12 protein-coding genes are annotated in these 16,044 nt (G+C 39.2%); 6 read left to right on the top strand and 6 right to left on the bottom strand.

Going from position 1 to position 16,044, the window contains the following annotated elements:
* Window positions 1-81: 81 nt before the first annotated feature.
* Both UABAM_RS29740 and UABAM_RS29735 read left to right on the top strand, forming a co-directional pair.
* Window positions 82-3,732 carry a serine/threonine protein kinase gene (locus UABAM_RS29740; RefSeq protein ID WP_151971626.1) on the top strand — a complete coding sequence of 1,217 codons (3,651 nt, stop codon included), beginning with the start codon at window positions 82-84 and terminating at the stop codon, window positions 3,730-3,732.
* Window positions 3,733-3,752: 20 nt separating this feature from the next.
* Window positions 3,753-7,403, top strand: coding sequence for a serine/threonine protein kinase (locus UABAM_RS29735; RefSeq protein ID WP_151971625.1), 3,651 nt, complete (start codon window positions 3,753-3,755; stop codon window positions 7,401-7,403).
* 70 nt (window positions 7,404-7,473) lie between these two features.
* On the opposite strand, the gene UABAM_RS29730 is transcribed toward UABAM_RS29735, so the two are convergent.
* The 4 genes from UABAM_RS29730 to UABAM_RS29715 form a co-directional block, all read right to left on the bottom strand.
* A complete protein-coding gene (locus UABAM_RS29730; RefSeq protein ID WP_151971624.1) occupies window positions 7,474-8,232 on the bottom strand; it encodes an isoprenyl transferase in 759 nt (252 codons plus the stop codon).
* 7 nt (window positions 8,233-8,239) lie between these two features.
* Complete coding sequence (locus tag UABAM_RS29725) at window positions 8,240-8,557, bottom strand: winged helix-turn-helix domain-containing protein (RefSeq protein ID WP_151971623.1); 318 nt, start codon at window positions 8,555-8,557, stop codon at window positions 8,240-8,242.
* 4 nt (window positions 8,558-8,561) lie between these two features.
* Entirely contained in the window at window positions 8,562-9,161 is a 600-nt protein-coding gene (locus UABAM_RS29720; RefSeq protein ID WP_151971622.1) for a hypothetical protein, read from the bottom strand.
* Between the two features lie 129 nt (window positions 9,162-9,290).
* Complete coding sequence (locus UABAM_RS29715) at window positions 9,291-9,803, bottom strand: YqiA/YcfP family alpha/beta fold hydrolase (RefSeq protein WP_151971621.1); 513 nt, start codon at window positions 9,801-9,803, stop codon at window positions 9,291-9,293.
* 278 nt (window positions 9,804-10,081) lie between these two features.
* On the opposite strand from UABAM_RS29715, the gene UABAM_RS29710 reads away from it, so the two are divergent.
* Complete coding sequence (locus UABAM_RS29710; RefSeq protein WP_229759326.1) at window positions 10,082-11,209, top strand: HD domain-containing protein; 1,128 nt, start codon at window positions 10,082-10,084, stop codon at window positions 11,207-11,209.
* A gap of 147 nt (window positions 11,210-11,356) precedes the next feature.
* Window positions 11,357-11,905 (top strand): nuclear transport factor 2 family protein, encoded by a 549-nt coding sequence (locus UABAM_RS29705; RefSeq protein WP_151971620.1) that lies wholly within the window; start codon window positions 11,357-11,359, stop codon window positions 11,903-11,905.
* Between the two features lie 193 nt (window positions 11,906-12,098).
* On the opposite strand, the gene UABAM_RS29700 is transcribed toward UABAM_RS29705, so the two are convergent.
* Both UABAM_RS29700 and UABAM_RS29695 read right to left on the bottom strand, forming a co-directional pair.
* On the bottom strand, window positions 12,099-13,313 hold the full coding sequence (locus UABAM_RS29700; protein ID WP_151971619.1) for a DUF418 domain-containing protein: 1,215 nt from the start codon (window positions 13,311-13,313) through the stop codon (window positions 12,099-12,101).
* A gap of 20 nt (window positions 13,314-13,333) precedes the next feature.
* The gene (locus UABAM_RS29695; RefSeq protein ID WP_151971618.1) at window positions 13,334-13,603 is read right to left on the bottom strand and encodes a hypothetical protein; all 270 of its coding nucleotides are present in this window, start codon (window positions 13,601-13,603) and stop codon (window positions 13,334-13,336) included.
* A 265-nt stretch (window positions 13,604-13,868) separates the two neighbouring features.
* On the opposite strand from UABAM_RS29695, the gene UABAM_RS29690 reads away from it, so the two are divergent.
* Together UABAM_RS29690 and UABAM_RS29685 are read left to right on the top strand one after the other, a co-directional pair.
* Window positions 13,869-14,783: a DUF726 domain-containing protein gene (locus UABAM_RS29690; protein ID WP_173013653.1), complete on the top strand. Its 915-nt coding sequence runs from the start codon at window positions 13,869-13,871 to the stop codon at window positions 14,781-14,783.
* Window positions 14,784-14,940: 157 nt separating this feature from the next.
* A complete protein-coding gene (locus UABAM_RS29685) occupies window positions 14,941-16,041 on the top strand; it encodes a serine/threonine protein kinase (protein ID WP_151971616.1) in 1,101 nt (366 codons plus the stop codon).
* Window positions 16,042-16,044: the final 3 nt, after the last annotated feature.

Raw genomic sequence — 16,044 nt, 5'->3', positions numbered from 1 at the left:
AACAACGTTCTTGACTGTAGTCTGATAGATGATACATTGAAGTATCTTCTAATTCGGTAAATAATTACAGTAGGTGACGTTATGGACTCGTGGTATATCTACAATAAAAAACAGCAAAAAAAATATGGACCGTATTCGCAGGTGCAAATAAAATCTTTTGTCCACAATCAGAAAATAGATGAAACTTGCGTTGCGTCCAATAATCAAAAAACTTGGTACAATGCGCAACAACTTGAAAAGATGTTGCCTGTAACCAACAATATACAAAAAATAGGTAAATTTGAAGTTATTCGTGAACTTGGGCGTGGTGGCATGGGGGTCGTCTACCACGCCCGAGACACATTTCTCAATGACGAATGCGCGGTAAAGTTTATCCGTCTAGACCAAATGGATGAAAATACTACGAAAAGGTTCATCAGGGAAGCGCAATCCACAGCCAAACTCAAGCATCCCAATATCATTGCCGTCAAGGAACTCAATAGCATTGTTGATGCGCAAGGCAATCACCTTTATTATTTTTCCATGGATTACATAAAAGGTCTTTCCTTTGGAGAATACATTGCTCAAGACATCCCTCTCAAAGACAAATTAGGTGCTTTTGTCGCTGTATGTCGTGGTGTGGCATATGCTCATGAAAATAATATTATCCATCGCGATTTAAAACCTGCCAATATCATTGTCGCTGAAGACGGCACACCTATTATCCTTGACTTTGGTATAGCGCGAGACCTTGATATTACACCAAATATGACCAAAACCGGGGACATTGTCGGTACTCCGCGTTATATTGCTCCGGAGGTGATGGAAGGTAAAAAAGCCACTGCTAGTTGCGATACCTACGCATTGGGGGTTATTCTTTACGAAATTTTGACCGGTTTTTCTCCCTTTTCCGGAGAGAATGTTATTGAGATTTTGTTTCAAGTTTCGCACAGTACCCCTGTACGCCCCTCACGTGTAAATGACAAGATAAAAAAAGATGAAGATATTGAAGTAATTTGCCTAAAATGCCTAGAGAAAAGACCACGAAATCGCATTCATAGCGTAGGGTTTTTATGTGAAGAACTGCAGTGTGTTTTAGATGGGAAACCCACAAAAACCAAACCGCCGGGTTTCATGACAAAGAACTATAACTGGTTTCGAAAGAACAAATTACCGGGGACAATCATTGGTATTATGCTTATTATCATACCACCGTACTTGTTTATTCTCAATAACACCCTAGATGAGCAAAAACGGGCGTTACAGGAAAAACAACAGGCCATAGAGCAACAAAATATCGCGATGGAAGAGCAACGTCGCTTCAAGGTCAAGTCCTCTTTTGAAAATTACGACAAAGTTGCCAACGATAAGCTCATGCAGTTCTATGAAAAATTCTCTTCAGCGAAAGGAATACACTCGATCTTAGGAGAGATGAAAGGACAATATGAGGGCCTAGAAGAGAGAATAGAAGATAAAAAATACCACTCCATTTTGGTGAACGAAAAGCAAAATATACAAAACTTTTTTAACAGTACCCAAAAAATTATACGCTATTTCTTGCTACCCAGTTTGCCAAAGATTACTTCTAAGATCGAACTCACAGGAGTAAAAGATATTTATCAAATAGGTATGTCGACAAATAATGATATCGCGTTGATAAGTAAAGCCAGACAATTATATATGATGCACAGCGGCAACAATATTCCGCAACAAAATATCCATATGTTATCGCAGAAAAAAATAGTGGGGACATGTAACCGTTTCTGCTTTTCAAATAACGGTAGGTACTTGGCGGCTTTTTTTCTTAAGCCAATACCAGAGGAAGAAAAGAGTGAACAGCGTTTATTGATTTATGATATGCATGCCAAGCAGGTAATCAAGAGTGACGCAGTGTGGATGGCGATGGTTGACGGCAAGTTTTCTCCTAATGGCAGATACTTTGCGTATAGCTCACTTGAAAAAGGTCCGTCGCTATGGGATTTATACAGTGATAAACCGGCAAAAGAAATTTGCAAAAAGCGCCAGGGTAACAAAGCAAAACATTTTGAATTTTCTTCGAGCGGTAAGTATGTTTCCTTTCACGTGCAGAATGATGGTTACTATGTGTATGACATACAAAAAAAGCATACGCGAAAACTCGCGCATTATTTGAATAATGTATATCCCGTTTGGAGAAAAGATCAACTTTTTATATACTCCAACACCCGGTTAGAGCGTTACGATCTCCAGGTACAAGAACCACATACATATTCCTTTACACCCAACTGTATGGAAGGTTTGGCATCGGGAGCGGTGAGCTTTGATGGCAAAAAGTTTTTATGGGGAACAGAGGAGGGGACTCTTAATTATGTTTCCTTAGTGTCTAAAAATAAAGCGAATGTTATCAGTGCACAACAAGCTTTTAGTAAAATCAATAAGATTGCTTTTCTCAATGAACATTTTTTCTTTACTCTTGATGGGGAAAATCATTTTTATTTACGAGACCTGCTCAGTCGACAAGCCATTTATCATCAGCCAAACGTTTACTACGCCCGCTATGATGAACAGCGCAACGAAATTATCGTTGTCGTACAGAAAAAACAAAAGTTTTACCTGGAAAGATGGCGTGTACCCTATACGCTAAGACAATTATTGTTGCCAAATCGTAAAACTGAGAATGCTTACAAACTAGTAACTAAGCTAGCCGTGGATGAAAAGCTAGTCTCATCACATCCCGCTTTATTTGTCAAAAAGGGTAAGGAAATAAAGGCGGTGATACTGTCATGGCATAAAGCGTTGTCTATTTGGCAAAAAAAGGAAAATACATTTGCGAACTCATTGACATTTTCCCCGCTTCTCGATTTGAGAGACATAAAGTTGAGTCATGATGACGAGTGGCTTGTGATTCTTGCACACCATAAAAGGCTGCGTAAACAATACGTAATTAAAATTCATTGTGATAATCTTGCCCAACTCGATTTGCAGAACAGTGACAAAATTATTGACGGAGCACTTGTAAATGGACAAGTGGTAAACGAATGGGTGAATAATCCGACAAAGAAAGAAATAAGATGTGTTGCGCTTTCTCCGAACAATGATTTATACGTAAGTTATTCAAATGAGATATGGAAATATACTGCGGGTAAAATCAGAAAGTTAGCAAAGTGTTCACGTACCATCCGTGTTTTGTGTACACAACCAGAGAAAGGTCTTATGATTGCAGGGCAAGAGAAGAACTTTTTTTCTATTTTAGATGCTAACGGTAGAACTCTTTACACTGCGAGATTGGAAGAAAGCGAGAATGTTTTCGAAATAGCGGCGTGGTGTCCTCAAAATGAGCAGCAGCAAGCGATGTGTGCTATTGCAGGAAAAGACGGGCACTTGTATTTGGTATATGAAGGTAAAAACGGCAGGTGGCAACACCATTCGATTAGTTTACCTGGAAAAAAATATCAGTTGTCTTTTTCTCCCAATGGTAAAATGTTGGCCGTTTTTACTTCTCGGGATACTTATTTATACTCGATCGACACACAGAGCAACTTTCCTATTTTTTCCGGTTACCACAAAAATAATGGGGGAAATTTTTGCCGCGATTGGCAATACGCGGTGTTTCCTACAGCAAAGGCACGTGTTTTTATCTTTGATTTGCATAAGTTGTCGTTTGCAAATTTTGCCAACTATTTTTCGGACACTCCTGTTTCAGGAGAAAACTTATGGGTGAATCGCGTAAAAAACAAGTTTTCGAAACTTATGCAAGAGCAGCAGAATAAATAACAACATTAGGTGAAGCGATTATGGACTCGTGGTATATATATAACAAAAAGCAACAAAAGCAATATGGACCGTATTCCCCAGCGCAAATACAATCGTTTGTACGTGATCAGAAAATGGATGAAGTATGCGTGGCTTCCTGTGATCAGACAAATTGGTATGACGCGCAACAATTGACCAAGATATTTTCGGTGAGCAGTACAAAGAAAATAGGTAAATTTGAAATTATTCGCGAACTTGGGCGTGGTGGTATGGGAGTGGTGTACCATGCCCGCGATACCTTTTTGAAATATGAATGTGCGGTAAAGTTTATTCGCTTAGACCAGGGAATGGATGATCATAGTACCAAAAGGTTCATCACCGAAGCGCAGTCTATTGCCAAACTCAAACATCCCAACATCATCGGCATTAAAGAACTCAATAGTTTTGTCGATGCACAAAGCAATCACCTTTACTATTTTTCTATGGACTACATCAAAGGTATTCCCTTTGACGAGTACATTTCGCAAAAGATCCCTCTGAAAGAAAAATTGCAAACTTTCGTCGAAGTGTGTCGGGGAGTGGCCTATGCTCATGAAAACAATATCATCCACCGCGATTTAAAACCTGCGAATATTATTGTCTCTGAAGAAGGTGTCCCGGTTATTCTCGACTTTGGTTTAGCACGAAATTTAGACACTACGGAAAATATGACAAAAACAGGGGACATTATAGGTACACCAAAATATATTGCACCAGAGGTGATGCAAGGGCAAAAGGCCGGGGCGAGTTGTGATACATACGCCCTTGGTGTTATTCTCTATGAAATTTTGACAGGATTTCCCCCTTTTACCGGGGAGAACATGATTGAAATTTTATTTCAAGTTTCCCACACAAATCCCATTCGGCCGTCGCGGGTGAACAGTAAAGTGGGTAAGGAAAGTGATATCGAAGTTATTTGTCTAAAGTGTTTGGAGAAAAAAACCGTCAATCGCATTCATTCCGTACAATTTTTATGCGAAGAGCTACAATGTGTGATCGATCGAAAACCCACAAAAACAAAACCTCCAGGAATAGCGAAAAAATCTGTGATGTGGCTCAAGAAAAACAAAATTGCAGCAGGACTCGCTGTCTTGGCCCTATTGTTAACTCTTGTTTTTATCAATGTGAATCAAAAGTTGGATGATGCCACTCAAAAGTTGAATGATGCCACTCAAAAGTTGAATGATGCCAATAATCAGTTAGAAAAAGCCAAAGACAAAGAAGTGGCGTCGTTTGGAGACTATACGACAACGACAAAGAGTAAATTGATGCAGTTTTATGAAAAATACTCGTCCTCAAAAGGTATGCATTCTATTCTCGAAGACATAGAGGAGAAATATCGCGATGTGGAAAAAAAGTTAAATAATGACTACCGCGAGATACTTGTTCGCAAAGTGGAAAGTATGGAAGACTTTTTCGATAGCACTCGTAGCATAATGCGCTACTTTGTGATGCCGAGTTTACCAAAAATTACGTCCTCAGTGCCTATTCCTCATGTGGAAGATATTTATCAAGTGGAAATATCGACATTCAACGATATCGCGATTACTAGCAAAGAACAAAAAATGTACTTTGTGCGCAATAATGAACGACAACACAAGGCTCCGATTCTAATAGAAAAAAATCGTCTAGTGGCGTACTGCAATAATTTTTACTTTTCCCCCAATGGAAAATATCTCGCCGTACTTTTTCGAGAAACGGAGGTAGATAGGCAACGTCAATATTGCAGCGTTTACGATACGCAACTAAAGCAAGAAATCAAACGAGTCGAAACTAAACTAGGGCGTGTAGACGCTAAGTTTTCGAATGACTCGCGATTTTTGGCGTACTGTGATCTTGACGGTGGAGCATCTCTTATCGATACACATGAAAATAAAATCATAAGAGAGCTGTGTAAATTAAAAGGGAAAAATAAAGCGACAAATTTAGACTTCTCGCCTGATAGTCAGTATGTATCGTTTTGCGTTCACGATGACGGATACTATGTGTACCATATAAAAACGCAAAAAAGTCGCAAAGTCGGTCGTTATCGGCGTAAGCTATTCCCGGTGTGGAAAGATCATCAACTATACATTTACACTGGCCAAAAACTAGAACGTTATGACGCAAAATCTACAAGGATACAGCCGTATATTTTTTCATCTATTCCTTCAGAGGGGTTGGCGTGTAGTGAGATGAGTCCTAACGGTAATCTTTTACTTTGGGGAACAGATACAGGGCTTATTAACTATGTGACCTTACGCCCCAAATTTACGGCGCATGTTATGCACCGCCGACAAACGTATAACCAAGTCAAAAAAATATCTTTTATCAATGAGCATTTCTTTTTTACTTTGGATAAAGAAAATCATTTTTATTTACGTGATTCGTTTAGCAAGCAGACAATTTATCACCAGCCGCATGTCTATTATGCACGTTATGATAAAGGCAGAGAGGAACTTATCGTTGTTGTGGCGATCGAGGAGAAAAAACAAGAAAAGCAACAGGGAAAATCAAAGAAAAAGTTCTATGTGCAACGATGGAAAATGCCGTTTGTGATTCAAAAAATATTACACCCTAGTCGTAATACTCTTTCCACATATAACTTAGTGACACGTCAAATTTTTAATGAAAAATACATGTCCTCAAAACCGTGCATTTTTATCAAAAAGAACAATGAGGTAGAGGCCATCATTTTCCAGTGGCATAAAGGATTATCCATTTGGTATAAACGCGAAAATCGTTATGAAAATTTTCTTACCTTCAGTTTTCTCGTGTCGGTGTGGGATGTGAAAGTAAGCGATGATAACAAATGGGTGGCGGTTGCGGTACACAATAAAAAACTGCGTAGGCAGTACATTATTATGATCGAAAGCAGTAAACTCTCGCAACTGAACATACAAACGAGTCATAAAATAGTTGATGGGGTAAAAGTAAAGGGAAAGGCTGTTAAAAGTTGGTCTGTCGAGCAAGGAAATGAAGAAATTCGCAGCTTGATGTTCGCAAAAAATAATGATTTGTACTTCTCTCGGGGGCATGCACTGTGGAAGTATTCCAAAGGAGAAGTGCAAAAAATATGTCACCTTACACGTAAAATTCATTCTCTACAGAGGCATCCGACGCGCGATTTGATTGTTGTATGCCAAGAAATGAATTTGTTTTCCGTTATAAATAGTAAAGGAACTACTTTGTTTAAATCCTCGTTGCAGGAGGGGAAAAATGTTTTCGAAATCGCTGCTTGGTGCCCACAGAGTGAAAATGCAATGTTCGCAATCACCGGGCAAGAGGGAGAGTTGTACCTAGTTACTGAAGGGAAAGATGGGTGGCAACAACAGTTGATTTCAGTACCTGGAAAAAAATATCAGTTGTCTTTTTCTCCTGACGGGAAGATGTTGGCGATCTTTACATCTGTAGACACATACGTGTATTTGATAAAAACGGAACATCTCTTTCCGATTTTTTCGGGATATAACAAGAACAACGGTGGCAATCTTTGTAGTGATTGGCGCTATGCGGCGTTTCCGACAAGTAAGGCGCGTATGTTTTTGTTTGATTTGAATAGGTTGCAGTTTGAAAACTTTGCCAATTATTTTACCAAAAAATCTACCCAGGCAAAAAATTTATGGCCAAACAAAATCAGGGATAAGTTTTTTGAATATATCAAAGGTGAGTAGCGACTAGGTGTAGTAAAAGCGGCGAATTTTGCCGCTTTTTTATTGGTATCACCAAGCTAGATGACATGTCCTAGCCTGGAATAATCTTGCGGTGATTTTCTTTTACTTGAGCGGAAATTTTACCGAAACGGCGTTCGCGCGTACTGTAGCTTTGAATGGCTTGTAGTAGATCTTCTTTGGCGAAGTCCGGCCACATTGTGTGTGTTACCCACAATTCACTGTAAGATATTTGCCACAATAAAAAGTTCGAGACGCGCATATCTCCGCCAGTGCGGATGAGTAAATCAGGATCTTGCATGTTTGGTTGGTAAAGGTTTTGTGCAAAAAGTTGGTGGTTGATATCTTCGATGTTAATTTCTCCTTTTGCCACTTGTGCGGCAATTTTTTTTGTCGCATCTACAATTTCTGATCTACTGCCATAAGATAGGGCAAGGCACAATTTCATTCCATCGTTGTTGTAACTTACGTCAATAGATTTTTGCAATTCATGTTGTACATCTTTTGGTAGACGCTCTAGGTCGCCTATGGCACAAAAACGGATGTTGTTCTCCACTAAATTTTTGCGCTCTTTTCTCAAAAACCTTTTTAGTAAATTCATTAAGTATTGCACTTCATCCACCGGGCGTTGCCAGTTTTCTTCTGAAAAGGTGTACAAGGTAAGTTGTTCTACTCCTAGATGCGCACATTCTCGAGAGATTTTTTCCACTACCTTTGCACCTTGTTGGTGACCCATGATACGCGGTCGTTTTTTTGCCTGAGCCCAGCGTCCGTTACCGTCCATTATAATCGCTATGTGACGGGGAATATTCTCTATTTCTTTATCGTTCATTTCATCCCTACTTTAATTCAGATACCAACTTTTCGATAATACAAATGTAGTGACGAAAAGCTTTTTGTCCTTTTTCTGAAATTTGGTAACTGGTTTGAGGTTTGCGTCCTACAAATTTTTTTTCGACTTCGATATACTCATGCTTTTCCAGCATGCGTAGATGCATTCCCAAGTTACCATCAGTTGCTTTTAGGACTTGCTTTATATCGTTAAACGTCAATTTTTTGGAGGCAGACAAAGCTGACATAATTCCCAGACGTACTCGTTCGTGAATTACTTTGTCTAGCTCCAAAAGTTGATCTAACTGTATTACATCATCGCTCATATTTTTAGTCGCCATATTTACAATACAACCATACGCCATATACAATATGATATCCGCCAAATGATATTGCTAACATCAACATTGCGTACTGCTGTAAAAAAAACAAGCACAACATTGCTGTGATAATAAAAGAAGCACCCAGAAAGCGTACCGCTTTTACTGAAAACAAGCTAGCGCACCACACTCCTAAACCATACATTCCCATCCAGACAATGGGAATCCATTGCGGAGAATTATTGTTAATGCAATAAAGAGTCAACAATGCCCCCACCACAATTGCGGGAAAAATGGCATCAAAAATCATTCTTGCAAGGCGTGACCACGCAGGTTGTCCAGTTGTTTTTGCTTTGCGTTTGATAAAAATAATGTTAAGGGTTATCGCCAGTAAAAATACCATAAGCCATACGACAACAAAAGGGTGAAAATAATCTATTTGTTGTGAGAATACGTTTGGCCCTGCCAAATATTGTGTTGCAAAATAACCACTAACGGCAACCATGCCACTTAAAATACTCGCTTTTCCCGATAGGTTGGTATACTCTGTCGAAGACGATATTACGTTTTTGATATAATTAATATTTTGTACTATTTCGTTTTTGTTCATTTTCATACTTAAGATAAGATAATAGTTCTGTGATAAAATTGTAAGTAAAAAATATACTTTGCAATACAGAGTACTTTGTTTTTGTTGCTAAGTCAATGAAAAAATGTGGGTAAAAAAATACAAAACTCTCTACTTCGAAGGAATGTTATCCAAAAAATTGCGATATAATTGTGCTATTTGGTCAATAGCGCTTATTAAACGATGATCGCTGTCTAAAACATGTAGAGCACAGTGGTGTTTACGCGCAAAACGTATGCTATTGTCGACCGGAACAATATCGTCATGCCAACCGTGCACAATACTAATATGTGCAGTTTGTGGACTATATGTTTGTTTTTGAAAGTAGTTGGGCATGTATAGTGCGGGAGCCATTAAAAATAGTGCGGTGGGCTTTATGGTTTGCGCGGCAACCGTTGCCACATATCCTCCCATACTAGAACCAACCAGTACGACATTTTCATACGTGTCTTTATATACATTTTGTAGAAAATGCTGTGTGCGTTCGTCACCGTTTTTGGAAAATGTGTAATCAGGACTTTCTACAGCGTAAGAATATTCTTTGGAAATTTCCGCAAGACGCGAAATTTTGCTGCCCCATGGGCCACTTTCTTTGCCGTGGGCAAAATAAACAATCGAGGACATTTTTTCTCCTGTTGACGTATTTATATATATGGTAAGTCATCATATTATAGTTATGTGACCGCACTTTCAAAGTGTAAAATTGGAGTTGTGAGTTTTTACAGGAGAAAATAACTTAAATTCTTGCAGTGGAGATATTTATTGTTATCATTGAAATAGTTTGATAAACATCCAAATCGTTTTACAAACAACTCTATTGGCAGTCGATTTACGACTGTAAGTAAAACCAAAGTTATTACACAAGGAAAGCTGCGCTACTGCGTGGCGTGGCAACATACTTAATGATGAAAAGGAAACAAAAAAGAAACAACAAAGTTCGTCGGGCAATCACTCTAGAAGCGGCAAAAATGATGTATGTCGAAGGGGAAGCCCAATATTTTACTGCAAAAATGAAAGCTGCGCGTCAAATAAATATTGATGAGCGTCAATCCCAATTACCTTCCAATACTGAAATTCGTCATGAAATTTTGCGCCAGGCAAACCTTTATGAAGGTGAAAAACGCATTGAAAATTTAAAAACCATGCGTTTGTATGCACTGTCTCTCATGAGACAGTTACAGGATTTTCATCCAAAACTCATCGGTAGTACTCTCACAGGCCACATACGTAAAAATTCAGACATTGACCTTCATCTTTTTACACGCAATGTATCACTCATTACACAAATTCTAGACCAAGAAAACCTCGTGTATGAGGTCGAGCGTAAACGCGTGGTAAAATACAATGTCGAACGAATTTTTACTCATATACATCTCCACGGACTTTTTGAAGTGGAAATGAGCATATATACTTTAGATTACCTAAAATATCGTTTTAAATGTTCGATTACCGGGGAATTTATGCCCACGGCAACTATCGATGAATTGACACAACTTATCGACCGAGAATACCCACAAATTGACGTTACGATAGAATGTGAGAAGTATAGTAGTGAAGTAGTTGACAACTACGAGATGTTCAAGTCATTACTCGTACCATTGCAAGACGTCAATGGTGGAAAATACCATCCTGAAGGCGATGTTCTTTACCACAGTCTACAGGTATTCGAATTAGCACGTCGCGAGGGATATGGATACGATTTGGAGTTTTTACAAGCGGCTCTTCTCCATGATGTCGGAAAAGCGATTGATAAAAAACATCACGCCGAAATAGCTGCGCAAATTTTGGAACCATATGTTTCACCGCGTACACTATTTTTAATTCGCCATCACATGGATGCGCTTAAGATGCAAAAGGGAACACTAGGACATCGCCATCGGCAACGCTTGGTACGTAGCGAGTACTACGACGATTTAATGGCGTTGCGACGTTTTGACAATCGCGGACGCGAAAAAGGAATGTTTACCGATGACATTCGCGACGTGATCACATACATGAGAGAGTTAGAGATCACTCTGGAAGATATGTAGTTTTAGCGCAATATTTTAGCGGCCTGATTTACATATCAGGCTGCAATTGAGATACGTCACTTTAGTGGTTTTCGCCAACAATAATTCGTGCTACAATAGATGACATCGTAATGGGTACATAAGTCTGTTTGCTAGTAAGGAAATGTCATGAAATATTTGTATTGCTTTTTAATATTTAGTGTTGCGGCGTACGCTCAAAGTGATGAGATGAAAAAAATGTACGACGAATGGCAAATTATCAAAGTGGTCAATGCCATCGATACCACGGTAGATGAAAAAAAGTGGGAAGAGTGTCGTTCATATTTTTTGGATACCATCAAAGTCGATTTCTCCTCTTTAGTTGGTGGAAAACCTATGACTCTCGCCGCCGACGTTTTGATTGGAGCATGGAAGCGCGCTCTATATTCTGACAAGAAAAGTTTGCACATGCGTACAAACCATCGCGTCACCATCAAAGGTGACAACGCCGAAGTTTTTTCCCATGGTTACGCGCTCAATATACTACCAATGAAAAACGGTTCGGATTTGTGGGAAGTTTGGGGAACGTACGTTCACAAACTCAAACGTACCAAGGACGGTTGGAAAGTTTCGTACATGCAATTCACCGTCACCTATGCACGAGGCAACGAAAAGGTTCGCGAATTTGTGCCCGCGACTAAACCACAAGAGAAGGAACAACCAAAGAAAAAAGAGTAGCCTCTTTTGCAACCGCATAAAATTTATACCTTTTACAATGTGCGTTGTAGGGGCGGACCTAGTGTCCGCCCATTCCTGTAAATTACGATAGATGTAGATATTCACACACCTATTTTCTCTCCTCCGACATAAATATAATTTTGATTTGTGCAATGAATCTATAAGGCGACAACGACAATAAAAATGTACGATTTTATTCCTTCTTTATCTTCCACGGAAAACCAATATCATATGTCATGTAGCGCCACAAGTATTCACAAGGGCCAAATGTAAACCTTTGCAGCCATAATTTAGAAAAAATGATTTGTGCAATCCAAATGAGTATTACAACAATCAGTTGTTGGAAACGTACAAGATCACCAAAAAATCCCAGGTAGTAAAAAATGAAACTGCAAATAATGGATTGTCCAAAATAGTTGGTCAATGACATACGTCCCACACTAGAGAGAGTGTCGCGAAATTTAGTGATGAAGTTACTCTGACACCACAATATAATCATCGCCACATAGGAAAGCGCTAAGGGAATAGTACCGACCAAGTTCCACAAAGTTCCGAGAGTAATACAATACTCAAAAGCAAATGCTTGTTGTAACTTGTGTATAATTCCCCACAGAACAATCGTCGTTCCACATAAAGAACCATAGATCGCAGCACGTAGATAAAACTGTTTGCTACGTTGCCCGAGAAGAATACCCGATTTATACGCCGACATGCCGATCAGCATCCATCCTAGTGCATACCACAAACTGTAGTAGACGAACAACACTGTTTGCACTTCCATGGAAAAATATGCGCGGAGTGCGAATTGTTCTCCCCACGTACCTTCACGCCATACACGCGCCTCGGCTTGTTGTTCTTGCCATCCTGCGGACCACACTTCGCGTTCCGCGGCGATTTCACTTTGCGGTACTTCTAGTAACACCATATAGAGTAGAGAACACAGCAACGCGTATACGACAAACGCACAAATACCGCTGACAAACAATTTGCGCGGAGATGAATTGCGCCAAAAATACAATAGAAACGAACAAAGTGCATAGCACACGAGGATATCACCAAACCAAATCACATATGCGTGAAATAGACCAATCATAAGCAACCAAAAATTACGCTTGTAGTGCAGTCTTCCTGCACGAAGATTTTTTTTCTGCGCGTTTTGTAGGATAAGTAGCACGCTGGCCCCGAAGAGAAACGAAAATATGGCCATAAATTTGCCGTTGGCAAAGAGGGCATGTGTGACCCACATTACGATATTCATACCCGAAAAATCTTCCGCAGACATTGGATTGTCGTAGGCGATCGATGGCATGGCAAATGACTGAATATTCATCAATAAAATACCCAATATAGCGAAACCACGCAAAACATCTAAAATGATGATTCTTTTTTTTGGTTGTATGGAATCCATTCTTTTCTCTCTAGTAATCGTTATTGATTCATAATTTCAATGACCATGCCGCTGCAAATTTCCACGGCGCATTCCTCGATAACTAAGGTAACATACTCTCTGTTTTTAGAGCGTAAGAATTCAATTGCGCTAATTTTGGTAAGCGTTTTGTCAACAGAAGAAATCACGACAAAATCTCCTTTGTGGATAGTGCCGTGGATCACATCTCCTGCGATGCAAAAACCGCGATTTGGAATGGAAAACGTGTTGTGTACCTTAAACGTAGCGAGTTCACTGCTATATGGTGACATTTTTATTCCCTTTGTTTCTTCACATTATAAACTACGATGAAAATACAGTCTAAACAAAACTAGGCATGCCCATCTTTGGCCGTTTTTTATACCTAAACATAGAAGAAAGTCGCACAATAAAAAAATCTTGTCAATTTTGACATTGATTTTGTTACAATGAAAACGAGTTTATAAATTCTATTTACAGCGATGCTCAACAACTCGCTGTTGTTTTATGAAAATGAAACTACTTGCAGTTTCATACAGTAAAATTATGGAGGTCAACATGCGATATTTTGTTTTATGCATTTTATTTTGTGGATTTATGTTTGCTGAGCAAGCAACAAATTCAACTATCATGGTTCGTTGTGATGACGGATCTGAGTATGATTTTTTAAGCGCTCCTCAGGATATTAAGTTAGGTTCGATGAAAGGTGCAATTAATCCGAACGTCGACACCGTAGTCTTTATTCATGGTTTCAATAATTCATATAGTGGTGCAACAAGTTCTTATAGCAATGCACGTAACGTAATGTCTAAGGAACTTGGCAACGTCAATTATGTCGGAATTTATTGGCCATCGAACACTCTGGACTTTCCCACGGCAATTAAACGCGCGAATAAGTCGGGAAAATACATCATGCATATTGTTTCTGAAATTAACAAACAAACAGGTGGAAAGAGTCGCATTCACTTAGTATGCCATAGTCTCGGAGCAAGAGTGGTATTAAATACCTTGGCAGAAAATACCGCACGTTCTATTCCTTGGGGCAACATGTGTTTTTTAGCCGCAGCGGTAGACAAAGATGCATTTTTTACATTTAACGGCACAAACATAGTAGGACGCAATAATTTCATTGTCTACTCGGAAAACGATCTTGTCTTAAAATATTTATATTCGAGAGACCAAATCGCACAACTTCCCGGAGCGGAAAAATTCAATGCTCTGTCTTATGACGAAAAAGTACAGTATCTAGAAAATTTACCAAAGAGACAACTACGCTCGGCCTTTGATCGTTCTCTATACACAAAATTACAGGGAACTAGAGGCGTTGCTATGGGACTAGTGGGCGCTTTTTTAGGCAATTCTAACGAACTACAAAATGTAGAAAATCTTGATAAGAGTAGTATTGTCCCCAGTCACTCGTACTGGTCAAATAGCAAAATTCTCAGCTACACAGCTAAGAAGATAAAAGAGTAGACCTTCTCCATTATGCGATACCCTCCTGCCGGCGATTAGCCGCTGGAGAGGGCATCGCACACCAAAAAATACCTATCTTCATTCCAATTTAAGTTTCCATCTCCACATCTCCATACATAAACAATACCATATCAATTTTCATGACAAGGAATGATACATGAAGATATCTTTTTCAGCGATAGAACAGTATCGACCGATCAAACAACTCGGTGGTTGTCCTAGTTCTCTTTGTATTGGTGAAAGGAATATGTGTGGAGTGACAGATCGCGTTTTTTTCCGCAATTACTTGAAAAGTAGAGATGAATGGATCATCGATAAGTTGTACCAACAGGCACGAATTTTAGTCCCGTTGCGCCATGATAACATCGCAACGTGTTATGGTGTAAGAGAGTTTCCATGGAAGAATTACACTTGGCGGACAGATACCAAGCAAATGCACAGCACTGATGACACACTTTTTTGGTTTGTTTGGGAATATATTTCCGGTGTTGATTTGTACAGTTTTTTGATATATCATCTGCGATCGGGTCTATTGATCCCGCTACCTATAGTGGTTTGTATATTAAAACAAATAGCGATGGGACTTGCCTACGCCCACCAATATACGATCCACCATGATATTTCTCTCGAAAATTTTATTATCAACAAACAAGGTTTTTGCAAGATAATGGAATTTGGTATGGGGGACGTTATGGCCAAACAACCAGATCACTGGACGGGAAAATTGATGTATATGTCGCCCGAACAAATTTGCAATGATCCTGTGGACGAACGCTCGGATATTTTTTCTCTGGGCCTAGTTGCCTATCAACTCCTGACAGGAGTGCCAATATTATACGCGGCACCGCGTCTAAGTTTTGAAGACCAAGCACATAAAATCTATCAGCAAATGAAGATAATACCCCCACCACATCAAATGGAGCGTAATATTCCCGAAGAATTATCAATGATGGTAAAAAAAATGCTCGGATACAGACCAGAGTATCGCTACCAACGCGCCATAAAAATTGTAGAGGAGTTGGAGCGAAAGTATCCCGAGTTATGTATAGGTGCGCACAGCTTAGCAGCGTATATAAACTGTTCTCCAAATTTTGCAAAATGCAATACACAACAGAATCCGTCACTCGACTTTTTAGACACACATACCAGGGAATTAGATGCCGAAAACTATACTGCTCTTGGGAAAAAATTTATAAGTGAAAGAAAATATAGCTTATTTTTTCGCATGCTTTGTGAAAAACACAATATAAGATCATAGATT

The organism is Candidatus Uabimicrobium amorphum, assembly GCF_009002475.1.
Taxonomy (GTDB): domain Bacteria; phylum Planctomycetota; class Uabimicrobiia; order Uabimicrobiales; family Uabimicrobiaceae; genus Uabimicrobium; species Uabimicrobium amorphum.
This window is presented reverse-complemented; position numbering and strand designations above follow the sequence as displayed.